This window comes from Embleya sp. NPDC020886, assembly GCF_044333915.1.
In the GTDB taxonomy this organism is placed as follows: domain Bacteria; phylum Actinomycetota; class Actinomycetes; order Streptomycetales; family Streptomycetaceae; genus Embleya.
The window spans coordinates 291,156-315,662 of sequence record NZ_JBIRRX010000002.1 but is presented as its reverse complement, the minus strand read 5'-3'; the positions used below and the strand labels follow the sequence as shown (position 1 = coordinate 315,662).

Annotated in this window: 18 protein-coding genes; 16 read left to right on the top strand and 2 right to left on the bottom strand. The window is 72.2% G+C overall.

Annotation, left to right across the window (positions count from 1 at the left end):
- The first annotated feature begins 36 nt into the window (after positions 1–36).
- The 3 genes from ACH4U8_RS08230 (at position 37) to ACH4U8_RS08220 (ending at position 3,984) form a co-directional block, all read left to right on the top strand.
- Positions 37–1,398 (top strand): aspartate aminotransferase family protein, encoded by a 1,362-nt coding sequence (locus ACH4U8_RS08230; RefSeq protein ID WP_395776195.1) that lies wholly within the window; start codon positions 37–39, stop codon positions 1,396–1,398.
- A 101-nt stretch (positions 1,399–1,499) separates the two neighbouring features.
- Positions 1,500–2,765, top strand: coding sequence for an aspartate kinase (locus tag ACH4U8_RS08225; protein ID WP_395776193.1), 1,266 nt, complete (start codon positions 1,500–1,502; stop codon positions 2,763–2,765).
- A 145-nt stretch (positions 2,766–2,910) separates the two neighbouring features.
- A complete protein-coding gene (locus ACH4U8_RS08220) occupies positions 2,911–3,984 on the top strand; it encodes a MaoC family dehydratase N-terminal domain-containing protein (RefSeq protein WP_395776191.1) in 1,074 nt (357 codons plus the stop codon).
- Positions 3,985–3,996: 12 nt separating this feature from the next.
- On the opposite strand, the gene ACH4U8_RS08215 is transcribed toward ACH4U8_RS08220, so the two are convergent.
- Entirely contained in the window at positions 3,997–5,331 is a 1,335-nt protein-coding gene (locus ACH4U8_RS08215; protein WP_360311386.1) for an aspartate aminotransferase family protein, read from the bottom strand.
- A gap of 87 nt (positions 5,332–5,418) precedes the next feature.
- Here ACH4U8_RS08215 and ACH4U8_RS08210 point away from each other — a divergent pair, with 87 nt between their 5' ends.
- From ACH4U8_RS08210 to ACH4U8_RS08170, 9 genes are all read left to right on the top strand, one after another.
- Positions 5,419–6,327, top strand: coding sequence for a LysR substrate-binding domain-containing protein (locus tag ACH4U8_RS08210; protein WP_360311388.1), 909 nt, complete (start codon positions 5,419–5,421; stop codon positions 6,325–6,327).
- Between the two features lie 283 nt (positions 6,328–6,610).
- On the top strand, positions 6,611–8,647 hold the full coding sequence (locus ACH4U8_RS08205) for an alkaline phosphatase family protein (RefSeq protein WP_395776189.1): 2,037 nt from the start codon (positions 6,611–6,613) through the stop codon (positions 8,645–8,647).
- Positions 8,648–8,913: 266 nt separating this feature from the next.
- Positions 8,914–9,987 carry a WxL protein peptidoglycan domain-containing protein gene (locus ACH4U8_RS08200; protein WP_395776187.1) on the top strand — a complete coding sequence of 358 codons (1,074 nt, stop codon included), beginning with the start codon at positions 8,914–8,916 and terminating at the stop codon, positions 9,985–9,987.
- 472 nt (positions 9,988–10,459) lie between these two features.
- Positions 10,460–10,999, top strand: a complete 540-nt coding sequence (locus tag ACH4U8_RS08195; protein ID WP_395776185.1) for an alpha/beta fold hydrolase — start codon at positions 10,460–10,462, stop codon at positions 10,997–10,999.
- Positions 11,000–11,215: 216 nt separating this feature from the next.
- Entirely contained in the window at positions 11,216–12,262 is a 1,047-nt protein-coding gene (locus tag ACH4U8_RS08190; protein ID WP_395776183.1) for an STM4015 family protein, read from the top strand.
- Positions 12,259–13,425, top strand: a complete 1,167-nt coding sequence (locus tag ACH4U8_RS08185; protein WP_395776181.1) for an STM4014 family protein — start codon at positions 12,259–12,261, stop codon at positions 13,423–13,425. The genes ACH4U8_RS08190 and ACH4U8_RS08185 overlap by 4 nt, the downstream gene beginning before the upstream one ends.
- A gap of 47 nt (positions 13,426–13,472) precedes the next feature.
- Complete coding sequence (locus ACH4U8_RS08180) at positions 13,473–14,282, top strand: STM4013/SEN3800 family hydrolase (protein ID WP_360311600.1); 810 nt, start codon at positions 13,473–13,475, stop codon at positions 14,280–14,282.
- Between the two features lie 227 nt (positions 14,283–14,509).
- Positions 14,510–15,889, top strand: coding sequence for an STM4012 family radical SAM protein (locus ACH4U8_RS08175; RefSeq protein ID WP_395776179.1), 1,380 nt, complete (start codon positions 14,510–14,512; stop codon positions 15,887–15,889).
- A gap of 29 nt (positions 15,890–15,918) precedes the next feature.
- On the top strand, positions 15,919–16,797 hold the full coding sequence (locus ACH4U8_RS08170; RefSeq protein ID WP_395776983.1) for an STM4011 family radical SAM protein: 879 nt from the start codon (positions 15,919–15,921) through the stop codon (positions 16,795–16,797).
- Here ACH4U8_RS08170 and ACH4U8_RS08165 read toward each other — a convergent pair.
- A complete protein-coding gene (locus tag ACH4U8_RS08165; protein WP_379988801.1) occupies positions 16,785–17,789 on the bottom strand; it encodes a DUF4034 domain-containing protein in 1,005 nt (334 codons plus the stop codon). The genes ACH4U8_RS08170 and ACH4U8_RS08165 overlap by 13 nt on opposite strands.
- 277 nt (positions 17,790–18,066) lie before the next feature.
- On the opposite strand from ACH4U8_RS08165, the gene ACH4U8_RS08160 reads away from it, so the two are divergent.
- From ACH4U8_RS08160 to ACH4U8_RS08145, 4 genes are all read left to right on the top strand, one after another.
- On the top strand, positions 18,067–18,954 hold the full coding sequence (locus ACH4U8_RS08160) for a M20/M25/M40 family metallo-hydrolase (RefSeq protein ID WP_395776177.1): 888 nt from the start codon (positions 18,067–18,069) through the stop codon (positions 18,952–18,954).
- Positions 18,955–19,000: 46 nt separating this feature from the next.
- Entirely contained in the window at positions 19,001–20,470 is a 1,470-nt protein-coding gene (locus tag ACH4U8_RS08155) for a M1 family metallopeptidase (RefSeq protein ID WP_395776175.1), read from the top strand.
- Between the two features lie 133 nt (positions 20,471–20,603).
- The gene (gene proS, locus ACH4U8_RS08150) at positions 20,604–22,016 is read left to right on the top strand and encodes a proline--tRNA ligase (protein WP_395776173.1); all 1,413 of its coding nucleotides are present in this window, start codon (positions 20,604–20,606) and stop codon (positions 22,014–22,016) included.
- 168 nt (positions 22,017–22,184) lie between these two features.
- Positions 22,185–24,503, top strand: a complete 2,319-nt coding sequence (locus tag ACH4U8_RS08145) for an FdhF/YdeP family oxidoreductase (RefSeq protein ID WP_395776171.1) — start codon at positions 22,185–22,187, stop codon at positions 24,501–24,503.
- Positions 24,504–24,507: the final 4 nt, after the last annotated feature.

Sequence of the window (24,507 nt, the reverse complement as noted above, 5' to 3'; positions counted from 1 at the left end):
CGTCCCGACCGTCCCGCCACGCCATCGGAGAGCCTGATGACATCGCTCGTACAACACACCATGACCGAACCGCGAGTCGACTGCGACCTTCCCGGCCCCCGCTCCGCCGAACTGCTCGCACGTCAGGAGCGGCGCGAGTCCAACGCCCGCACCTACCCGCGACACCTGCCCATCGCGCCCGCCGAAGCCTTCGGCAGCTTCATCCGCGATGTCGACGGCAACGTCTTCATCGACTTCCTCGCCGGTGCCGGGGTGTTGTCCCTGGGCCACAACCATCCGGAACTGGTGCGATCGGTGATCGCGCAGCTCGGCCTGCTCACCCACGGGCTGGACTTCCCGACCCCGGTCAAGGACGACTTCATCGATGCCCAACTGTCCATGTTGCCGGCGGAGATGCGTGATCGCACCAAGGTGCACTTCTGCGGCCCGACCGGAGCCAACGCGGTCGAGGCGGCGGTCAAGCTGTGCAAGATCGCCACCGGCCGAGGTGACATCGTCACCTTCCAGGGCGGCTTCCACGGCAGCACCCATGCCGCCATGGCCCTGTCCGGACTCGTCGCACCGAAGACGGCGGTGCCCAACGGGGTACCCGGCACCCACTTCTTCCCGTTCTCCTACTGCACCAGGTGCCCACTCGACCTGAGTCCGACCACCTGCAGCACCAACTGCGCGACGTACCTGGAACGTTCGCTCACCGATGGGAACGGCGGCATCCCGCTGCCGGCCGCGGTGATCCTCGAACCGGTGCAGGGCGAGGGCGGCGTCGTCCCGGCCACCGCGGACTTCGTCCGCCGGTTGCGGGCGATCACCCGCGAACTGGGCATCCTGCTGATCGTCGACGAGGTCCAGACCGGATGCGGGCGCACCGGGACCTGGTTCGCCTTCGAGCAGTACGGCATCGAACCGGACGTCATCGTCGCCTCCAAGGCGCTCAGCGGCATCGGTACACCGATCGCGGTGATCCTCTACGACGAAAAACTCGACACCTGGGCGTCCGGCGCGCACATCGGCACCTTCCGCGGCAACCAACTCGCCTTCGCCGCCGGTGCCGAGGCCGTGCGCATCGTGCGGCGGGACGACGTCCTGGGCAACGTGCGCCGACGCGGCGCGCAGATCTCCGCACGCCTGACGCCGCTGATGGCCGACCCGTGGGTGCGCGAGGTGCGCGGCCGGGGGCTGATGTGGGGCGTCGAGTTGGCGGACCCGGACACCGGTCGCCCGGCGGGCGACTTCGCCGAGGCCGTCCAGTCCCGGGCGCTGCGCCGCGGACTGATCGTCGAACGTGGTGGTCGCGAGGACGGCGTGGTCCGGATCCTGCCGCCGCTCAACGTCACCGCCGACGTCGTGGAGACCGCGTGCTCGATCCTCGTCGACGCCATCGAAACCGGCCATCCGTAGGCCCGTGCCGTACCGATCGGCGGCGGGCGGTCCGATCCGGGCCACCCGCCGCCGATCGGCCGCCCATCACCGGCAGTCTCTCGATCGAGGAGACCTCCCGCATGGTTCTCATCGTCCAGAAGTACGGCGGCTCCTCGGTGCACAGCATCGAGCGCATCCGACGAGTCGCCGAACGTGTGGTGGCCACCCACCGGGAAGGCCACGATGTCGTCGTGGTGTTGTCCGCCATGGGTGACACCACCGACGAACTGCTCGACCTGGCCCGGCAGGTCGCCCCCCTCCCCCATCCACGCGAACTCGACATGCTGGTCACGGCGGGCGAGCGCATCTCCAACGCCCTTGCCGCGCTGGCGATCCGCGCCCTGGGTGAGCGGGCCTGCTCGCTCACCGGTGCCCAGGCCGGGGTGTTCACCACCTCGGAGTACGGCAACGCGCGCATCGTCGAGGTGGCGCCGCAGCGCATCCGGCGGGAACTCGACCGGGGCGCCATCGTCCTGGTCGCCGGATTCCAGGGACTGAGTCGGGATACCGACGACGTCACCACGCTGGGACGCGGCGGTTCGGACACCACGGCCATCGCCCTGGCCGCCGCGCTCAAGGCCGACGTCTGCGAGATCCACACCGACGTCGACGGGGTCTACAGCGCGGATCCCCGGATCGTTCCGCACGCCGCACTGCTCGACCACATCGGCTACGAGGCGATGCAGGAGATGGCGGCGGCCGGCAGCAAGGTGCTGGCGCTGCGCTCGGTCGAGTACGCCCGCCGCTGCGGCGTGCCCATCCACGTGCGATCCGCGTACGGCGACCGGCCCGGAACCACGGTGTCCGGCGCACCCGACGACGGCGACACCGGCCGGTCGACGATCACCGGCGTGGCCCACGACACCTCCGGGACCAAGGTCACCGTGACCGGCGTACCGAACCACCCCGGGGCGGTGGGCCGGTTGGTGCGGACCGTCGCCGATGCCGGGGGTGAGATCGACATGCTCGTGCACAACGCGGCGCCGCCGACCGGCGGACCCACCGACCTGACCTTCGTGCTGGCCGCGGAGGGTGCGCTCGCCGCGTTGGCCGCCCTGCGCGCGTGTGCCGAGGAGATCGGCGTCGAGGAGGTGAGCCACGACGAGGACGTCGGCAAGATCTCGCTGATCGGCAGCGGCATGCGGACCTGCCCCGGCGTGACCGCGACGTTCTGCGAGACGCTCGCGGCGGCGGGGGTCAACATCGAGATCATCTCGACCTCGGAGATCCGGATCTCGGTGTTGTGTCGCACGGCCCGGGTCGCCGACGCGGTGCGCGCCCTGCACACCGCGTTCGACCTCGACACGACCGAGGAGGCACCGGTGCACGCGGGCACCGGCCGCTAGACACCGGCCGCCGAACACCGGCCATCGAACATCGAGGACGGTACGGGCCGCCCGGGCGGGCGGGCGGCCCGTACCGCTTGTCAATGTCAAGCATCTCGGTAGGGTGTGCGGGGCAACCGGCGATCGTCTGGAGGGCGAGGCGGGCATGACAACCGACACCACCGACACCGCGGAACTGGACGCGCTGCTCCGGGACTGCGTGGCCCGGGGCACCGCGTCCGTCGTGCGGGCCCGGCACGCGGTCAACCTGCCGATGCTCGACCTGTGGGCCGACGCCCTCGGCGACCCCAACCCGGTCTACCGCGACGCGAGCGCCGCCGCCGCGACCGGACGGGCCGGGATCGTCGCGCCGCCGACCATGATCCAGGCGTGGACCATGCCCTCGCTGCCGGCACTGGCGGCCACGCTGTCGCAGGTCCCCGGGTACGCGCCCTACCTGGACGGGGAAACACCGACCGGCACGGCGTCCGACAACCCGACGGCCGCCGCGCATCGCCTGCTGACCGCACACGGCTACGCCGCCCGCGCGGCGACGCGATGCCGGCAGGAGTACCACCGCGAGGCGCGCATCGGCGACCACCTCACCTGCGAGAGCGCGCTCACCACGGTGTCCGCGCGCAAGCGCACGGCGCTGGGCCCGGGATACTTCGTCACCACGCGGATGACCTTCCGCGACCAGGACGGGGCGAAGGTCGCGACCGTCGACTGGACCGTACTGTGCTTCCGCACCCCCGAGCGGCAACCCCCCGTCGCCGCCGCGCCGGACACCCGCGCGGAACCCCCGCGGCCGACCCCCGCGAGCGGCCGCACCTGCCGCCCGCTCACCGCGGCCCCGCAGGTGGGCGACCGCACCCCGGTCACCACGATCCCGATCACCCCCACCTTCGTGATCGCGACCGCCTTCGCCACCCAGGACTTCTACGCCGCCCACCACGACGCCGACTGGACGCGCACCTCGCTGCACCGCCCCGGCATCTTCACCAACATCCTCGCCACCACGGGCCTCGTCGGCGGCGTGGTCACCGACTGGGCCGGCCCCGCCACCCGCCTCCTGGAAGTCGACCTGCGCCTGCTCGCCCCCAACCACACCGGCGACACCCTCGCCCTCGACGGCGTGGTGACCGCCGTGCGCGGCAACGACCTGGAACTCCGGGTCACCGGCACCAACTCCCTGGGCCCCCACGTGCAAGCCGGCGTCCGCGCCCACCTCCCCGCCTGACCTCCACCCCGGTCACCGATCACCGTCGGCGCACGCGTCGGTGATGGCCTCGTCGAGGATGGTGAGGCCGAGGGTGAGTTCGGCTTCGGTGGCGGTCAGGGGTGGGGCGATGCGGAAGACGCCGCCCATGCCGGGGAGTTGCACGATGTTCATGTGCAGGCCCAGTTCGAGGCAGCGGCGGGTGATGCGTGCGCCCAGTTCGTCCGAGGTTCGCTTCGACTCGTGGTCGACGGTGAGTTCGAGGCCGGCCAGCAGGCCCCGGCCGCGGATGTCGCCGACGACCGGGTGGCGCCCGGCGAGTTCGGTCAGGCCGCGGCGCAGGAAGCCGCCGAGCGAGCGGGCGCGCTCGTCGAGCCCGTCGCGGATCAGCACGTCCAGCACGGTGTTGCCGACCGCGGCCGGCAGCGGATCGGCCACATGCGTGGTGAAGAACAGGAACCCGCGCTCGTGCGCCTCCTGTTCGATCTCGGCGCTGGTGACCACCGCGGCGAGGGGCAGTCCCGCACCGAGTGTCTTGGACAGCGTGAGGATGTCGGGGACGACGCCGTCGCGCTCGAACGCGTACCAGGACCCGGTGCGGCACAGGCCGGTCTGCGCCTCGTCCAGGATCAGCAACATGCCGCGTTCTCGGCACTTGTCGCGCAGGGCCGCGAAGTAGCCGGCCGGCGGCTCGATGACGCCGCCCGAGCTGAGGATCGGTTCGACCAGGCACGCGGCCAGGCTGCCGGTCGACTGGGCGTCGATCAGGTCGAAGGCGAAGTCGAGTTGACGCCGCCAGTCCAGCGAGCCGTCCGCCGCGGTGAAGTCGGGCCGGTACACGTTCGGCACGGGGATGGCGAAGTTGCCCGGCGCGCCGGGCCCGTAGCCCTTGCGGCCGGCACTGTAGGTGGCGGACGCGGCGGCCTGCGTCATGCCGTGCCAGGACCGCGCGAACGAGACGATCTCGTGCCGGCCGGTAACCAGCTTGGCCATCCGGATCGCGGCCTCGTTCGACTCGGCGCCGGTGGTGAGCAGCAGCACCTTCTCCAGCGGCGCGGGCAGCGTCTCGGCCAGCCGCCGGGCCAGGTCGACCACCGGGCGGCTGAGCATGCCGCTGTAGAGGTGGTCGAGGGTGGCCACCTGCCGTCGCACGGTCGCCACGATGTCCGGGTGCGAGTGGCCGAGGATCGCGCTCATCTGCCCGGAGGTGAAGTCGAGGATCTTGCGGCCGGTGGCGGTGAAGACGAAGCTCCCGGCCGCATGGTCGATGATCTCGCGGGTGAACTCGCCGCCGTAGCGCACGAGATGCCGTTCGGCATCGGTCCAGAAGGTTTCCGCGGACGCCGGGGCGGTGTTCGAAGCAGTCATGTTCCCGACGGTAGGTCGCGGTCGAGCAACACGTCCAGCACACGATTCCGGCTGTCCTGTTCGGCAAAACCGCACAACAATCGGGGGATGATGAACCCCTGGCGGCTGCGGCTGCTGAGCCAGTTGGACACCCTGGGCACCATCCGGGCGGTCGCCCAGGCCGCCAACCTGAGCCCCTCCAGCGTGTCCCAACAGCTCGCCGTGCTGGAGGCCGAGACCCATACCCAGCTCCTGGAACGCACCGGACGCCGGGTGAGGCTGACCTCGGCCGGGCTGATCCTGGCCCGGCGGGCGCGGGCGATCCTCGACCACATGGACGGTGTCGAGGAGGAACTGCGCGGGTTCGGCGAGGAACCCGCCGGGCTGGTGCGGTTGGGCGCGTTCCAGAGCGCGATCCACTCGATGGCGGTGCCGGCGGTGACCCGACTGGCGCGCGAACATCCGCACCTGGACGTCGAGTTGCTGGAGCTGGAGCCGCACGAGAGCATGCCCGCGCTGCGGGTCGGCGACGCGGACGTGATCATCACGACCACCGACTTCGACGAGTTGCCGTTGGGGCCCGACCTCGACCTCGTGCCGCTGACCACGGACCCGATCGTGCTGGTGCTCCCGCCCGAGCACCCCGCGGCCGGGCGCGGCGCGGTGGACCTGGCGGCCTGCGCGGGCGAGCCGTGGGCGTTCGACATGCCGCAGTCGTACATGGCCAACCTCGCGCTGCGCCTGTGTCGCCGGGCACGATTCGAGCCGAGGGTGGTGTGCCGGTTCAGCAACTACATGATGACCCTGCAACACGTCGAGGCCGGCCTGTCGATCGCCCTGCTGCCCGGCTTGGCGGTCGACCACCGCTACCGCGTCGTCACCCGCGAACTCGCGACCCCGGTGACCCGCACGATCACAGCCGCGATCCGCCGGGGCTCGCCACCGCGCGCCGCGGTCCGCGCGGTGCTGGACGCGCTACGGCACAACCCGGTCCCGTCGTTGCCGGAACACGAGTGAGGCACCGTGCCGACCGGCTCGTTCGATCACGAAACGATAACGGGTTCGGACCGGAAGTTCGCTCTTTATTCAACCGGCCGACGGCCGTTCGTGGGTGACCGATCCCCGACCCGTTGCATGGTTGGTGGCGCACGCTCTCGCAGGTACCGGCAGCACCATCGGTACCCGCGGCGAAAAGCAGCCGGGCCGACCGCGCGAACGCGATCGGCCCGGCGGGCCTGTGGCGGTTGCCCCCGCCTCGGCCCGACCCCACTCCGGTTCATCCACCGAGGGAGTTATCGAAGTGTACGGATCCACGCGTGCCAAACGCGGTCTCGCCGCCGTCGCGGTCGCCGCGGTCGGCGTTCCGCTCGCCCTGGCCGGCGCCGCGCTCGCCGCCTCGCCCGCCGCGGCCGACACCCTGCCGTCGTTGCCCGGCGGCACCAAGAAGGCCAAGACCCTGGTCATCGGCATCGACGGGCTGCGCTTCGACAAGCTGCAGAGCGGCGACGCACCCAACCTCAAGGCTCTGATGGCCGGCGGCACCACCGCGTCGAGCAACCTGTACGCCCAACCGTTCGCACCCACCGTCTCCGGCCCCGGCTGGTCCACCATCGCCACCGGCGTCTGGCCGGACAAGCACGGCGTGCACGACAACTCGTTCGCCGGGTCGCGGTACGACAAGTACCCCGACTTCGCGACCCGGCTGGAGACCGCCCAACCGGCCGCCTCCACCCTCGTGGTCGGCGCGTGGGCGCCGATCTCGTCCACGATCTTCTCCCCCAGGGTCGACGTGCGGGTGGCCACCGACGAGAACGACGACCTCGCCGCCGCCGACACCGCGCAGTACCTGTCCACCGGCAATCCCGACGTCGCGTTCATGCACCTGGACGAGGTCGACGGGGCCGGACACAACACCGGCGGCACCAGCGCCGACTACGCGAAGGCCGTGCACGAGGCCGACACCCGGGTGGGCAGGGTCCTCGACGCGCTGCGGGCCCGGCCGACCTACGCCCAGGAGGACTGGCTGATCATGGTCACCACCGACCACGGCCACACCGACTCCGGTGGCCACGGCGGCGACACCCCGCAGGAGCGCCAGACCTTCGTCATCGCGAACGGCGGCGGCATGCCGGCCGGCGCCGTGCGCAACGACGTACGCCTCGTCGACATCGCGCCCACCGTGCTCAAGCACGAGGGTGTCCGGATCGACCCGGCGTGGGGCCTGGACGGGCAGCCGATCGACGAGATCAAGCCCGACGCCTTCGACGCGCTGCGCCCGATCCTGTCCGAGCGCGTGGACGAGAGCGGCATCCCCGCCGGCATCAAGGGCTTCACCCACACCGCGCCGCAGGGCTGGTCGATCGACAACTCGGCGATGCCCGCCGGCGGCGTGACCGAGTGGCGCGGCTGGTCGTTCGCCACCGACGAGTTCTTCACCCGCACCGAGGGCGGCGGCCAGGCCCGCGAGGGCAACGTGCGCAGCCGCAACGTGTTCGCCGTCGCCGACTCCGACGAGTGGGACGACAAGGCGCACGCCGCCGGGCAGTTCGACTCGACCCTGGTCTCCCCGGCCTACCCGGTCGAGGGCAGGACCAAGGCGGAGCTGAGCTACGTCAGCGACTACCAGGTCGACGGCCCGCAGACCGGCGACGTGTACGTGTCCTGGGACGGCGGCACACCCAAGCCGATCAAGTCGTACCGCACGAACGTCAACCAGGTCGAGCGCCTGACCCTCGACGTCCCGGCCGGCGCCAAGACCGCGCAGATCCGGTTCCGCTACACCGGCACCAACAGCCGCTTCTGGGCCGTCGACCAGGTCTCGTTCACCGCGGGCGGCAGCACCGACCCGGGCGTCGACCCGCTGTCCGGCAGCCAGGTGATCACCACCACCGTCAAGAACACCGGCGGGCTCACCATGACGGTCGCCGGCCCGACCGTCACCCTGCCCTCGCCCGAACTGACCGCCGCGGGCGACCGGTTGGCCACCTCGGGTGCGCTGAACACGGTCCAGGTCACCGACCTGCGCATCGCCGACCCGGGCTGGAACGTCAGCGGCCAGGTCACCGACTTCACCGCCGAGGGCGGCGCGTCCTTCGACGGCTCGGCGCTCGGCTGGACCCCGAAGGTCGTCAAGGCCGGCGACGGTCAGCAGGTCCGCGCCGGCGGGCCGGTCGCGCCCGCGGCCGACGGCGGCGTCAAGACCGCCCGCACCCTCGGCGGAGCGGTGCCCGGCCACGGTCGCGGCACCGCCGTGCTCGGCGCCGACCTCGCCCTGAACCTGGCGACCACCACGGCGCCCGGCACCTACAGCGCGACCCTGACGGTCACCGCGATCTGACCCACCCCGGCCACAACGGCGGCGGGGGGGGGGGGGGGGGCCCCCCCCCCCCCCCCCCCCCCCCCCCCCCCCACCCCCCCCCCCCCCCCCCCCCCCCCCCCCCCCCCCCCCCCCCCCCCCCCCGCCGCCGCCCCGAGCCTGGCGACGCCGCGCGGGCCCCCCCCCCGCACACCCCGGCGCGGGGGCTTCTGGGCGGCCGGCGCCCCCCGCGCCGCCCCGGCCCGACGTCACCCGCCCCACCCGTCCGCCCGCGAACGGAATCCGTCATGCCCCACCCCCGTCGGCGCATCCGCCGGGTGCTCACCGCGCTCGCCGCGGCCGGCGCCGGCCTCGTGCTCTCCTGCGCCACGCCCGCCGGCGCCGCCGATTCCGCGCCCGCCGCCGCGCCCGCGGCCGGCACGTGGTCCGTCCAGCCGTCCACCGAACACGGCCCGGACGAACGCCCGTTCTTCCGCTACGCCCTCGCCCCGGGGGCCCGCCGGCTCGACTACGTCGCGGTCACCAACTCCGGCGACACGCCCCTGACCGTGGATCTGTACGCCCAGGACGCCTTCACCACCGCCGCCGGCGGCTTCGACCTGCTCGCCGCCGGCCGGCCGCCCGCCGACGTCGGCTCGTGGATCCGCCTCAAGCAGACCCGGGTGACCGTGCCGGCGCGCTCGCGCAGCGACGTACCGTTCGAACTGTCCGTTCCGGACAACGCGTCCCCCGGCGACCACAGCGGCGGCGTGGTCGCCTCGGTGGCCGCCCCCGGCCGGGACGCGGCCGGCAATCAGGTGCTGCTCGACCGACGGGTGGGCACCCGGGTGTATCTGCGCGTCGACGGCCCGTTGCGCCCCGCCCTGGGCACCGGCGGCCTGAGCACCCGAGTACACACCGCGCCGGACCCCTTCGGCGGCGGCCTGACCGTCACCTACACGGTGCGCAACACCGGCAACATCCGCCTCGGCGCCCGCCCCGAGCTGACCGTTCGCGGTCCCTGGGGCCTGACCACCGAGCACCGTCGGCTCGACCCGTTGCCCGAGTTGTTGCCCGGCGCGTCGTTGACCCGCACCGTGCGCGTCGACGGCGTGACCCAGGCATTCCGGCTGGACGTCGACCTCGCGGTGCACCCGATGCCGGTACCCGGCGGACCGACGGAGACCGGCCCGGTCGCGCATGCCCGGACCGCGGTCCGGGCCGTGCCCTGGGTCGCGGTGGGCGCGTCCGCGCTCCTGCTCGCCCTGGTCGTAACGCTCGTCGTGTACCGCCGCCGCCGGCGCCGGCCCACCGACGAGCCCACGCCGCCCGAGCACGAGCGCGCCGAGGAACTCGCGGGTGCCCCGGCCTCGGGCGCGTAGTCACCCATCCGATCCGGCACCGGCACGGAAAGTCGTCGCGGGCCCGTTGTCGATGCGGGCAGCTCCCGTTCGTCGTATGGGCAAAGGCGGGGAAGCGGTCCCCGCCGGCCGGCTCCGTCACCCGAACCGCGTGCGCGGCACGCGACCCTGGTGTCGCCGCCCCGCACCCGGAGGATCCGATGACCCCCCCTTCGACGGTTCCCGTCACCGTGCACACCCTCGACGTGCCCGGCGCGCACCTGCACTACGAAGTCCGCGGCCGGGGCCCGCTCGTGCTGCTGGTCGGCGCCCCGATGGACGCCCGATCGTTCGCGCCGATGGCCGATCTGCTCGCCGCCGAGCACACCGTGCTCACCACCGATCCGCGGGGCGTGCCGCGCAGCTCGGTGCACGACCCCGATCGGGACTCGACGCCGGAGTTGCGTGCCGACGACCTCTCCCGGTTGCTCACCGGCTCGATGCCGGACCGGCGGTGGTCGTCGGCTCCAGCGGCGGCGCCGTCAGTGCGCCGGCCCTGCTCCAGGCGCATCCCGAACAGGTGCACACCCTGGTCGCACACGAACCCCCGGTGGTCGAACTGCTGGAAGATCGCGAGCGGTTGCACGCCGAGACCGCCGACGTCGTCGCCGACCACCTGGCCGGCGACGTGCGCGGCGCCTGGCGCAAATTCCTGGACCAGGCCCACATCACGTTGCCCGAACCGGTATTCGAGACCATGTTCGGCGCCGATCGGGATCCGCAGGTGGTCGCCGACGAGAGCTTCTGGTTCGCGCACGAACTGATCCCGACCACACGCTGGTGCCCCGACCTCGCGGCCCTGCGCGCGACGAACACCCGCATCGTGGTCGGCATCGGCGAGGACTCGACCGGACAGAGTTGCGACCACACGTCCCGGGCCCTGGCCGCCGGACTCGGCATCGAGCCCACGATGTTCCCCGGCGACCACACCGGCTTCGTCGGCGACCCGGCCGCGTTCGTCGCCCGCCTGCGCGCGGTACTGCGCGAGGGCTGAGCCGCCGCCCACCACCGCCCCCGCCCCGCGCCCCGCGGTGTGCGGGGCGGTGACGTCATGGTCGCGGGCGCAGCGACGCGGGTACGCCCCTGCGCGCGGGTCGTCGGCGCGCTCTGGTAGTCAGGACCGGTACGCCCACCGATCCGCCCGCGCCCGCCCTCGGCAGCACCCCTGACCGTGCCTGCGGGACCCGACCTACGCAGGTGACCGACCAGCATGGCCATCTACCACTACCTGGAGAACTTCGGCGGCCTGCCGGTCGCCGACCTGCGACCGCCGGAGTCGGAGGAGGTCTCGGCCGTCCCCGGGAAACAACCCGAGCAGGGCACGCGCGGCGCACCCACCCCGCCGTACGGGAGCGCCCCCGACGACCACCCCGCCGACGCCGTCGCCTGGCGGCTGCGTCGGCGCCACTGGGAGGACGACCCCGAACTCACGGACCTCTACGACCACTTCGTGGCCAACGTGGACACCACCCGGGTCACCGCCCTGATCGTCGGCGCCTGGGATGTGGACCTGTCCCAACCCAATCCGCTGATCGAACGGCTGATCCGGGACGCCGACCGCTTCCCGGCGCTGCGCCGTCTCTTCCTCGGCGACGCGGTCCAGGAGGAAGCGGAGATCTCCTGGATCGGCATCGGCCCGTGGACCGAAGTGCTCGAAGCCTTCCCGTCGCTGGAGGAGTTGGTGATCCGCGGCAGCGAGAACGCCCTCCAGGACCCCACCGCGGCCGCCGCCCCCGTGCCGCCCCCGGTACGACACGAACACCTGCGCCGCCTCCGGTTCGAGAGCGGCGGCCTGTCCGCCCGGATCGTGCGTGCCGTCGGCCTGAGCGACCTTCCGGCGTTGGAATCGCTCGAACTGTGGCTCGGCGTCCGCGACTACGACGGCGACACCACCGTCGACGACCTGGCCGAGTTGCTCTCCGGGACCCGCGTGCCCGGGCTGCGGCATCTGGGCCTGATGAACAGCGAGATCCAGGACGAGATCGCCGCCGCACTCGCGAGCGCCGCCGTGACGGCCCGGCTGGAATCCCTGGACCTGTCGATGGGCACCCTGGGCAACGAGGGCGGCGAGGCCCTCCTGCAGGGCCAACCGCTCGGCCATCTGCGCAAGCTGACGATCGATCACCACTTCCTGGACGACCCGGTCGCCGAACGCCTGCGCGACTCGCTGCGGGCGTCCGGCGTCGCGGTGGAGATCTCCCGCCGCGAATCCGGCCGGGGTATCCGCGGCTACCGCTATGTGGAGGTCGCCGAGTGAGTGCGGGCGCACCCGAGAGCCCGATCACCGTCGTCGGCAACCCCGGCCACCGCCGCCTGGTGGGCTTCGACGCCGCGGTGCGCGCCGCCGGATTGCCCGCGCCGCGGGTGGTCGCCTGGCAGGACGTATTGCGCGGCGCCGAACCCGGCTACGCCGCCGGACCGGTGCGGATCGACTCCCCCGGCGAGGATGCCGCCGTGCACGCACTGCTCGGCGGGCCGGCGGACCCGCATCGGGTGGAGGGCGGCGCGGCACGCCACGCCGCGTTTCGTCGTGGGCTGCGGCGGGTGCGAAGTGCCGTCGCCGCGACCCCCGGCGCGTGGCTCGTCAACGACCCCGACGACATCGCGGTCATGTTCGACAAGCCGCGCGCGCACGAACGGCTGCGCGCCGCGGGCGTCGCGGTGCCCCCCGGGCTCGCCGCCGACGGGCGCGGCGTCGCGGTGCGTTCCTACGCCGAGCTGCGCGAGTTGATGCGGAGCAGCCGCCGCCCGCGCGTCTTCGTCAAGCCCGCCCACGGCTCGTCCGCGTCCGGTGTGCTGGCCCTGGAGACCTCGGGGGCACGCGTACAGGCCACCACCTCCGTCGAACTGGTCCGCACCGGATCCGACCTCGCGCTGTTCAACTCGTTGCGGGTGCGCGCGTATCGCGCCGAGGCGGACGTCGCCGCCCTGGTCGACGCGCTGTGTGCGGACGGCGTGCACGTCGAGACGTGGTTGCCGAAGCTCACCCTGGACGGGCTCGCCGTCGACCTGCGGGTCCTGGTGGTCGCGGGCCGCGCGACACACGTCGTCGCGCGCGGCAGCCGTACCCCGATGACCAATCTGCACCTCGGCAACGCCCGGGTCGACGTCGACGCGGTGCGCCGGGCGGTGGGGTCCGTCGCGTGGGACGAGGCGCTGGCGACGTGTGTTCGCGCGGCCGGATGTTTTCCCCGTACCCTGCACGTCGGCGTCGATCTGCTGTTCGCGGTCGACCGGCGCCGGCACGCGGTCGGCGAGGTCAACGCGTTCGGCGATCTGCTGCCGGGCGTACTGCACCGGGGTCGGGACACGTGGGGGGAACAGGTCCGGGCGCTGATGGCGGGATGGCGCCCACTGGAGACGTCGGCTGCGGCCGGACGGGAAACACCAGACGGGGAACAACTGCCGTGTCCGACCTGACCACACCCACTGCCGCGCACTCCCGCGACGACGGGCGCGACCCCGACATGAACGAGGTCGTCGGCCGGCACGACCTGCTCATGGTCACCCTCGACACGTTGCGCTACGACGTGGCCGCGGAACTCGCGGCGGCCGGTCGGCTGCCCCATCTGGCGCGGGTGTTGCCCGAGGGGCGCTGGGAGGCCCGGCACACCCCGGGCAGCTTCACCTACGCCGCGCACACCGCGTTCCTCGCCGGTTTCCTGCCCACTCCGCGGGCGCCCGGGCCGCATCCGCGGCTGTTCGCGGCGCGCTTCGGCGGCAGCGAGTCCACCGCGCCGCGCACGTGGGTGTTCGACGAGCCCGACCTGCCCACCGGGCTGGCGCGGGCGGGCTATCACACCGCCTGCATCGGCGGCGTGGGCTTCTTCAACAAGCAGGGCGCGCTCGGCTCGGTACTGCCCGGCCTGTTCGCGGAAAGCCACTGGGCCCCCGAACTGGGCGTCACCTCGCCCACGTCGTTCGAGTCCCAGGTCGCCTGCGCGGAGCGGGTGGTCGCCGCCCTGGAACCGGAGCAGCGGCTCTTCCTCCTGGTCAACGTGGCGGCGCTGCATCAGCCGAACTGGTTCCACCGGCCCGGCGCGACGGCCGCCGACGGCGATTCGCGCGAGACGCACGCGGCTGCGCTGGAATACGTGGACCGGCATCTGGGCCGGCTCTTCCGGGCGATGAGCAGCCGTCGCCCGTGCTTCGCGATCGTGACGTCCGACCACGGCACCGCGTACGGCGAGGACGGCTACATCGGGCACCGCATCGGGCACGAGGTGGTGTGGACGGTGCCGTACGCGCAGTTCACGCTGTACCCGGGCGACTGGTGACGGCACGGGCGACTCGCCCGGCGGCACGCGCGGACCTCGGGGACACGCGGCTCGCGCGTCCGGGCCCGGACCGCCTCCGTCTCGGGCGGCGGCGTCGAGGGCGGCGCGCGGGCCGCGCGTTCGCCCCCGGGCACCCGGCCGGCGGCCCTGTCGGTCGGCGTGCATAGGGTCGGGGCATCCGAGTGCCTCGCGCACCACCCAGTCACGTCGTCGGAGGTCATCCGCCCATGGGGTCGCCCGGCACCACCGATCCCTCGTCCGCGCGTTCGTCGTCGGCGGCAGAGCTGCTCGGGTCGCCGTACACGGGATACGTCTACTCGTATCCGCACAAGACCGCGTACCGCCCGCTGGATCCGGAGCCCGCGCTCACCGATGTGTGGCGGGGCCGGGACCTGTCCGCGCTGTTCCTCTACCTGCACATACCGTTCTGTGAGATGCGCTGCGGTTTCTGCAACCTGTTCACCCGCACGGGTGCGCCGGCGGAACTGGTCGGGCGCTACCTGGACGCGCTCGAACGCCAGGCGCGCGCCGTGCGCGAGGCGATACCCGACGCGCGTTTCGCGGTCGCGGCGGTGGGTGGCGGCACCCCCACCCATCTCGACGCGCCCGAGCTGGAGCGGCTGTTCGACATCGCCGCGGACGTGATGGGGGCGGACCTCGACGCGATCCCGCTGTCCGTCGAGACGTCCCCGGCGACGGCGACCCCGGAGCGGCTGAAGGTGCTGGCCGCGCGCGGGACGACCCGGGTCAGCATCGGCGTGCAGTCCTTCGACGACGCCGAGGCCCGCGCGGTGGGGCGCCCGCAGCGTCGGGCCGACGTCGAGGCCGCGCTCGCGGCGATCCGCGACACCGCGGTGCCGATCCTCAACATCGACCTCATCTACGGCATCGACGGCCAGACCCGGGCGGGTTGGCTGGCCTCGATCGACGCGGCACTCGCGTGGCGGCCGGAGGAAGTATACCTCTACCCGTTGTACGTGCGCCCGCTCACCGGCCTCGGCCGCCGCGCCGTCACGCGTGCGGACTGGGACATCGACCGCCTCGCCCTCTACCGCGCGGGCCGCGACCATCTGCGCGAGGCCGGCTACGAGCAGGTCTCGATGCGCATGTTCCGCCGCGCGGACGCGCCGCGCGACGCCGACGTCGGCTCCGAATCCGACTACAGTTGCCAGCGGGACGGCATGATCGGCCTCGGCTGCGGCGCCCGTTCGTACACCGGCGACCTGCACTACTCGTTCGACTACGCGGTCGGCATCGGCGAGGTGCGGGCGATCATCGACGACTACGTGACGCTCGATCGGGACGCCTTCACCCGTGCCCGGGTCGGCTGTCGCCTCGATGCCGGCGAGCGCCGCAGGCGGTTCCTGCTCACCTCGCTGCTCCAGGCCGACGGGCTGGCCGCGGCCGACTACCGGGCGGCCTTCGGGACCGACGCCGCCGCCGACTTCGCGGCCGAGCTGACGCCGGCGGCCGAGGCCGGTCTGTTGACCGTCTCCGCGAGCGGGGTGCGCCTGACCGAGGAGGGCCTGGCCTGGTCCGACGCGATCGGCCCCGCGTTGTTCTCGCCGGAGACCGCCGCCCTGATGCGCGGATACCACCCGCGGTGACCCGGCCTCCCGTCGGCACGGCCCTGAACCTGGTCGAACCCCGCGCGTCCGCCGACCCGTTGACGATCCTGTATCGGGGTCCGCTGGCCTCGTGCGACTACGACTGCGGCTACTGTCCGTTCGCCAAGCGCCGCGACACACCCGAGCAACTGCGGGCCGACCGTGCGGCGTTGGCCCGCTTCGCGGATTGGGTGGCGCACACGCCGGAGCGCGTGTCGCTGCTGTTCACCCCGTGGGGCGAAGGTCTGGTGCGCAGTTGGTATCGCCGTACGCTCGCCGAGTTGAGCCGACTCCCGCACGTCGAGCGCGTGGCCATCCAGACCAACCTGAGCGCGCACCCGCGGTGGACCGAGGCCGCGGACCCGACCCGCCTGGCCCTGTGGGCCACCTACCACCCCGACCAGGTCCCCTACCCGCGGTTCCTGGACCGGTGCCGCGACCTGCACGCACGCGGCGTGCGGCTCAGCGTCGGTGTCGTCGGACTGCCCGAACACCTGCCCGCCGCACGGCGCCTGCGCGACGAACTGCCCGCCGACGTATACCTGTGGGTCAACGCCGCCGAGGGGCACACCTACACCGACTCGGCGGCGGCCCAATGGGCCGCGCTGGACCCGCACTTCGGCTTCAGTCGGCACCCGCACCCGTCCCGGGGCGTACCGTGCCGCACGGGCGACACGGTGGTCTCCGTCGACGGCGAAGGCACGGTACGCCGATGCCACTTCGTACCGGAGGTGCTGGGCAACCTCTACGACGGCTCGTTCCGTACCGCGCTCGCCCCGACACCACCGTGCCCCAAGGCGATCTGCGACTGCCACATCGGCTACGTGCACCTGACGTCGCTACCGCTGTACGACGTCTTCGCCGGCGGCATCCTCGAACGCATCCCGGCGCCGACTCAGTCGCGGTAGGGCGCCAGGGCTTCCTGCGCGTTGCGGAACGCGGTATCGAGGAAGCTCCGGCTGTAGCTCCAGGGATATCGGTAGACGCTGTTGTTGGCGCCGGCGAATTGCACCGCGAGGTCGATCCAACGGTCCGACATCGCCAACGCGTAGGTCAGGATGCTGAGGTCGTGCAACCAGGTGGGATTGCGGCCGGCGCCGTCCTCGGGGTAGGCCGCGAGAGCCGCGTCCAGGTCGGCCTGCCGCTCGGGGTGCAACCAGAACGCGTCGATGTCGAAGTCGGAGTCCCGGTCGTTCTCCCGCAGTTGGTACTCGACGTGCGCCTGCAGCACCAACAGTGCCAGCGGCGATCCGGTCGGCGCCGCGGCCGCTGCCTCCCGGGCGAAGGCGTACATGCGTTCGTGCGAGCCGTACCACTTGGCCGCCAGGTATTGGAGGGCGGAGTTGTGACCGAACCGGCTGTGCGGATCCCGGGCCAGCAGTTCGGTCCAGCGGGCCTCGAACACCTCCTGCGGGGCGCCTCGACCGATGGTCACCCACAGCCGGGTGATCCACGGTGTCGGGTCCTGCGGGGCGGCCTCGCACGCGATCAGGCAGGCCCGCTCCGCGTGTTCGAGGATGCGCTCGAACTCGGCGAACGCCTCGGCACTGGTGTCCCGCGCCCACCCGCTGCCGCGCGCCTCCCAGGCCGCGTCCACCGCGACCTGCGCCTCGACCACGAGCCGGTCGGCCGAGTCCGGTTGTGCCTGCTTCCAGGCCACGAACCACGCGGGATTCGTCAGCACGCTCCCGGCGAGGGTCTGCACGCAGAGCGAGCGTCGATCCCAGTTCGACCCGATCTGTTCGAGCAGTTGTGTCGCGGGCTCGAACCGCCCGGTCCGCACGACGAAGTCGCGGGCGGCGGCCACCTCCAGGTCCAGCATCGCGGTGTCCTCGACAAAGGCCGGACCGGCGGAGGGTTCGTCTCGCCCGGGCCGACGAAACCGCTTGAAGATCGACATGAAAGCGCAGCGTAGGCCATCCCCCGCACCCGAATTCGTCCGCCCCCAGCGGAGAGGTTGGCCACCGGGCGCGGGGCGCGGACACGTGCCCCCGGGGCACGCCCGACGGTTCTCGATCGAGGGCTCGGTGCAGGCGGAACGCTCGTGCGATACCGCGGGGTCGTCCCCTACCGGGCGACCACGGGTTCCTGACAACTCCTTGACATCTCCACGGGATTGTGGGGTTCCGGCTGCTCGCCGGACCATCCCACCTCTTCCCTCAAGGAGAGAGTCCCGCATGGAGATATCCGGTCGGATTCGGCGCACGGCCGCAGCGGTCGGCCTGTGTGTGACCCTGGTCGCCCTGCCCGCCGCGGCGCAGGCCGAGCCGGCGGCGCCGAGGCCACCACAGGTGCCCGTCGTGGGCACGGAGCAGGTCATGCCGCACCTGCGGGCCCTGCAGGCGATCGCGGACCGCAACGGGGGCAACCGGGCCCACGGCACCAAGGGCTTCCGGCAGTCGCTGGCCTATGTGAAGGGGGTGCTGGACCGGGCGGGGTTCCGCACCGACGTGCAGCCGTTCAGGTACGACGGCGTGCTCGGCTACAACCTCGTCGCGGATTGGCCCGGCGGCGACCCCGACCACGTCGTGCTCGTCGGCGCCCATCTCGACAGCGTCCCGACCGGCCCCGGCATGAACGACAACGGCTCCGGCTCGGCCGCCACCCTCGCCTCCGCCGTCGCGCTGTCGCGCTCGGGCGTCGTGCCTCGGCGCCATGTGCGCTTCGCCTGGTGGGGCGCGGAGGAGCCGGGTCTGATCGGCTCCAGGCACTACGTGAGCGAACTGTCGGCCGCCGAACGCAGGAAGATCGACGTCTACCTCAACTTCGACATGACCGGCGGCAAGGACGTCCGGCAGTGGCTCGTCATCCATGACGAACCCCGGGCCACCGAGGCGTTCGAAGCCTTCTTCGCGGCCAGGGGCCTGCCCACCTTCGACATCGGCATCGGCGGCTCGGACCACGTGTCCTTCAACGCGGCCGGGATCCCGGTGTCCGGCTTCGGCAGCGGCATCGGCGACTGCTACCACGAGGCCTGCGATCGCATCGACAACGTGGATCCCGGGACCGAGACCATCAGCGCGAACGCCGTTCTGGGCGTGACCTGGCAACTCGCCACCCGCTGAGCACCGACCGCGGCCACCGCTACCAGGACGGGCAGGAACACGACACATGCGCAGCACGAACAGCACCACGAGAGGGCGCCACCATCCCGCGCTGGTGGGCCTGCTGGCAGGCACCATGCTGCTGACCGCGGCGCCCTCCTCGGCCGCCGGCACCGGAGCCGGCGGATCCGGGGTGGGAGACCCGTACTTTCCCGAGGACGGGAACTCCGGCTACGACGTCGCCGACTACGACGTCCGGGTGGTCTACGACCCGGCTCGCCCCGACCACCTGAGCGGGGACACCACGGTGACCGCCAGGGCCACCGGCCGGCTGGACCGGTTCGATCTGGACCTGGAGGGCTTCGAGGTCGGCTCGGTCACCGTCGACGGCGTCCCCGCGAAGAGCTTCTCCCGCAGCGGCGCCCACGAGTTGGTGATCACCCCGGCCCGCCGGATCGCCAAGGGCGCGAGGTTCGCCGTCCGGGTCCGCTACTCCGGCACACCCGTCGGCAAGAGCTGGCATCGGCTCCCCGGCGGCGCGGCGAACGTGACCGGCGAGCCGCACTCCGCCACCGCGTGGTACCCGGCCAACGACCACCCGTCCGACAAGGCGACCTTCCGGCTCACCGCGACGGTCCCCGACACCTGGACGGTGATCGGCAACGGCCGCCCCGGACCCACCACTTCCGCCGGCCAGGGTTGGAAGTCCTACCGCTGGTACGAGGATCGGCCGCTCGCCACGTATCTGAGCACCATCGCCATCGACAGGTTCACCGTGCGCACCTCGCAACTGGCCGACGGCACCCCGGTGATCAACGCGTACAGCCCCGGCATCGCGATCGATCCCGGCACCGAGGCGCTGTTGCCGGAGATCATCGACTTCCTGGCGAGCAGGTTCGGCCCGTATCCGTTCTCCTCGGCCGGCCTGCTCGCCGTCAACGGCGATCCCGCCGCGCCCGACGGCGGCGCCGCGATCGAGACGCAGAGCCGACCGACCTACGTCGGGGCGGTGTTCGACTCCGGGCTGGTGCACGAGTACACCCATCAGTGGTTCGGCAACAACGTCTCGTTCACCGACTGGCGGGACGGTTGTCTGGCCGAGTGCGTCGCCCAGTACGCCAACCAACTGTGGGACGAGAAGGGCGGTGCCGACCTGGACACCGGCTTCTATCCGGCCATGCTCGAACAGAGCCGGCAGGACCCCGACTTCTGGAGCGTGCGGCTCTACGACCCGGGCCAGGGAAAGGAGTTGCACTCGGCCCTGTACTTCAAGGGGTCGATGATGATGCACGCGCTGCGGCGGACCGTCGGGGACGACGCCTTCTTCGGCACGCTCCGGCAGTGGCAACAGGAGCACCGCTACGGCAACGCCTCCTGGCCGCAGTTCGAGGCACTCGCGAAGAAGGTCTCCGGCCGACCGGACCTCACCGGCTTCTTCGACGCCTGGGCACACGGCACCACCGTCCCGCAGGACGAGTACCTCTACCCCGGAAGCCTCGGCCCGCTCGCCCCGACCCCGGAGCGGAACCCCCGCTGAACCGACACCGACGTGCGGCCCGCGACCTGCGGGTTTCGGGCCGCACGCCGCGAAGACGAGCCCGCTCGCGGACCGGCCGCGACGGGCAATATCGATTGGCGCGCGGCCCGACCCGCGTCCTAGCATCCGCTGCATGTCAAAGGCTCCTGTGCTCACCCCCCGGGCGGACGACTTCCCCCGCTGGTACCAAGACGTGGTCGCCAAGGCCGAACTGGCCGACAACGGTCCGGTGCGCGGCACCATGGTCATCCGACCGTACGGGTACAGCCTGTGGGAGCACATGCAGCAGGAGATGGACGCCCGGATCAAGGCGGCGGGCGCGGCGAACGCGTACTTCCCGCTCCTGATCCCGCAGTCCTACCTGACCAGGGAAGCCGAGCACGTCGAGGGTTTCGCCCCCGAACTCGCCGTGGTCACGCACGGCGGCGGCAAGGGACTGGACGAGCCGGTCGTCATCCGACCCACCTCCGAGACGATCGTCAACGAATACTTCGCCAAGTGGGTGCAGAGCTATCGCGACCTGCCCCTGCTGATCAACCAGTGGGCCAACGTGGTGCGTTGGGAGTTGCGTCCGCGGGTGTTCCTGCGCACCACGGAGTTCCTGTGGCAGGAAGGCCACACCGCACACGCCACCCGCGAGGACGCCCGGGCCTACGCCGCGCGCATCCACCGCGACGTCTACGCCGACTTCATGGAGAACGTCCTGGCGATGGACGTGGTCCCGGGGCGCAAGACGGTCCGGGAACGCTTCGCCGGCGCGATCAACACGCTCACCCTCGAAGGCATGATGGGCGACGGCAAGGCCCTCCAGTTGGGCACCAGTCACGAGCTGGGCCAGAACTTCGCCAGGGCCTTCGAGACGCGCTATCTCGCCAAGGACGGCCGCCAGGAGTACGTCTGGCAGACCTCGTGGGGCTCCACCACCCGGATGATCGGCGCGCTGGTGATGATGCACGGGGACGACGACGGCCTGCGGGTGCCGCCGCGTCTGGCGCCCATCCAGGTGGTGGTCGTCGCGGTGAAGGGCGACGACGCGGTCGTGGCGGAGGTGCGCGCGATCGGCGACCGGCTGACGGCGGCCGGTGTCCGGGTCCACGTCGACGACCGTACGGACACGCCGTTCGGGCGGCGCGCGATCGACTGGGAGCTCAAGGGCGTGCCGATCCGGATCGACGTCGGGCCTCGCGATCTGGCCGCCGGTACCGCCGTGCTGATCCGTCGGATCGCCGGCGGCAAGGAGCCGGTGGCGATCGCGGGACTGGCCGAACTCGTGCCCGCGGCGCTGGTGGAGGACCAGGCCCTGCTGCTGGCCCAGGCCCGCGAGCGCCGCATCGGCCGCGAGGTCGAGGTGCGCACGATCGAGGAGGCTGCGGAGGCGGCGGGCACCGGCTGGGCCCGCATCCCGTGGGCCGACCTCGGCCCGGAGGGCGAGGCGCGGCTCGCCGAGCAGGGCGTGTCCGTCCGGTGCCTGATCGCCGCGGACGGCTCCGTTCCCGACCGCGACGACCAGCCGGGCAACATCGCCGTGGTCGCCCGCGCCTACTGACCCGGATCGCCCCGCGTCGTCGGGGCTCGCCCGGCCATCGCCCCGGGCGGCCGTCAGCGGTAGCCGATCCTCCATCCGTGATCGAGACTCGGCGGTGGAGGTCGGTTGCCCCGCGGCCTCGACATGGTCGCCGCGTGTCGGCGCGCCCGACGGCGGAAGGTGACGGTCGTGAACGCCTCCGAGGACCCGCAGCAGGACCGGGCCGAACCGGACGTGGGTCCCACGCCGAAGGAGCCCCCGCGGTTTCGGCCCTACCGACACCCCGCCGCGGGGTGGGGTGCCGCCAGGAGTGTGACCCGTCTCCTGCTGGGTGAGCGTGCCGTGGTCGACGGATCGCGGGCGATCATGCGGATGAACCACGAGAACGGCGGCTTCGACTGCCCCGGGTGCGCCTGGCCGGACGACACCAAGGGCCTGCACCTGGACATCTGCGAGAACGGCATCAAGCACGTCACGTGGGAGATGACCCGCAAGCGGGTCGGCCGCGAGTTCTTCGCCGCGCACACGGTGACCGAACTGGCGGGCTGGAGCGACTTCGCGCTGGAGAACCAGGGCCGGCTGACCGAGCCGATGGTGTACGACCCCGAGTCGGACCACTACGTCCCGATCGCCTGGAAGGACGCCTTCGAGCTGGTCGGCCGTGCCCTGCGCGAGCTGGACGACCCGAATCGGGCCGCCTTCTACACCTCCGGCCGGCTCGGCAACGAGGCCACCTTCCTCTACCAGTTGATGGCCCGCGAACTCGGTACGAACAACCTGCCCGACTGCTCCAACATGTGCCACGAGGCCAGTGGCCGAGCCCTGAGGGCGGCGCTGGGCACCGGCAAGGGCACCGTGGACCTCAAGGACTGGGAGAGCACGGACGCGCTGTTCATCCTGGGCGTCAACGCCGCCTCCAACGCACCGCGGATGCTCACCGCGCTCGCCGAGGCCCATCGCCGCGGCGCCCGGATCGTACACGTCAACCCGCTCGTCGAGGCCGCCGCCACCCGCACCATCGTGCCCCACGAGTTCGTCGACATGGCCCTGTTCAAGTCGACGAGGACCAGCAGCCTGAACCTGCAACCGCGGATCGGCGGCGACATGGCCCTGCTGCGCGGCATGGCCAAGACCATCCTCGAACAGGCCCCCACCGACCCCAAGGCGCTGGATCGGGAATTCCTCGACCGGCACACGTCGGGGTTCGAGGAGTACCGCGCGTTGTGCGAACGCACGTCGTGGGACGAGATCGAGCGCCAGAGCGGACTCGATCGGGCCCGGATCCGCCGGGCGGCCCGGGTGTACCGCGAGGCCGATCGCAGCATCTTCAGTTGGTGCCTGGGCATCACCCAGCACGAGCACGGCGTCGACACGGTCCGCGAGATCGTCAACCTGCTGCTGTTGCGCGGAAACCTGGGACGCGAGGGCGCCGGGCCCTGCCCGGTGCGCGGCCACAGCAACGTCCAGGGCAATCGCACGTGCGGCATCGACCACCGCCCCACCGACGCCTTCCTGGACCGTCTCGCCGACGCCTGTCGGATCACGCCGCCCCGCGAGCCCGGCCTGGACACGGTGGCCACGATCGAGGCGATGCGGCTCGGCCGGATCGAGGTGTTCGTCGGCATGGGCGGCAACTTCGCCCTCGCCGCCCCCGACACCCCGTACACCCACGCCGGCCTGCGCGCCTGCGCACTCACCGTGCACGTCAGCACCAAACTCAACCGCAGCCACCTCGTGCACGGCCGCCGGGCGCTGATCCTGCCGTGCCTGGGCCGCACCGAGAAGGACGCGCAACGCGGCGGCGTGCAGAGCACCTCGGTCGAGGACTCGATGAGCATGGTCCACCTGTCCGTCGGCATGAAGAAGCCCGCCTCACCCCAGCTGCTCTCCGAGCCCGCCATCATCGCCGGCATCGCCCGCGCCGCGCTGCCCGGCAGCGAGACCCGCTGGGAGTGGTACGTCGAGGACTACGACCGCATCCGCGACACCATGGCCCGAGCCCTGGACGGCTTCGAGGACTTCAACCGCCGGGTGCGCCTGCCGCTCGGGTTCCGGATCAAGCAGCCCGCCCGCGAACTCGTCTTCCTGACCCCGTCCGGCCGTGCGGAGTTCTCCACCGCCGCACTGCCGGACGTCGTCCCCGCCCCCGGCACCCTGGCCCTGGGCACCATGCGTTCGCACGACCAGTGGAACACCACGATCTACTCCGACAACGACCGCTACCGCGGCATCACGAACCTGCGCACCCTGGTCTTCATGCACCGGGACGACATGCACGAGCGCGGCGTCCGCGAGTTCGACCCGGTCGACATCACCAGCACCGCCCGGGACGGCGGCACCCGCACCCTGTACGGCTATCTGGCCGTCCCCTACGACATCCCGCGCGGCTGCGCGGCCGGCTACATGCCCGAGATGAACGTGCTGTGCGCGATCGGCGACTACAGCACCCAGAGCGATCAGCCGATCATGAAACACCTCAAGGTCACCATCACCCGATCCACCGCCTGAACGA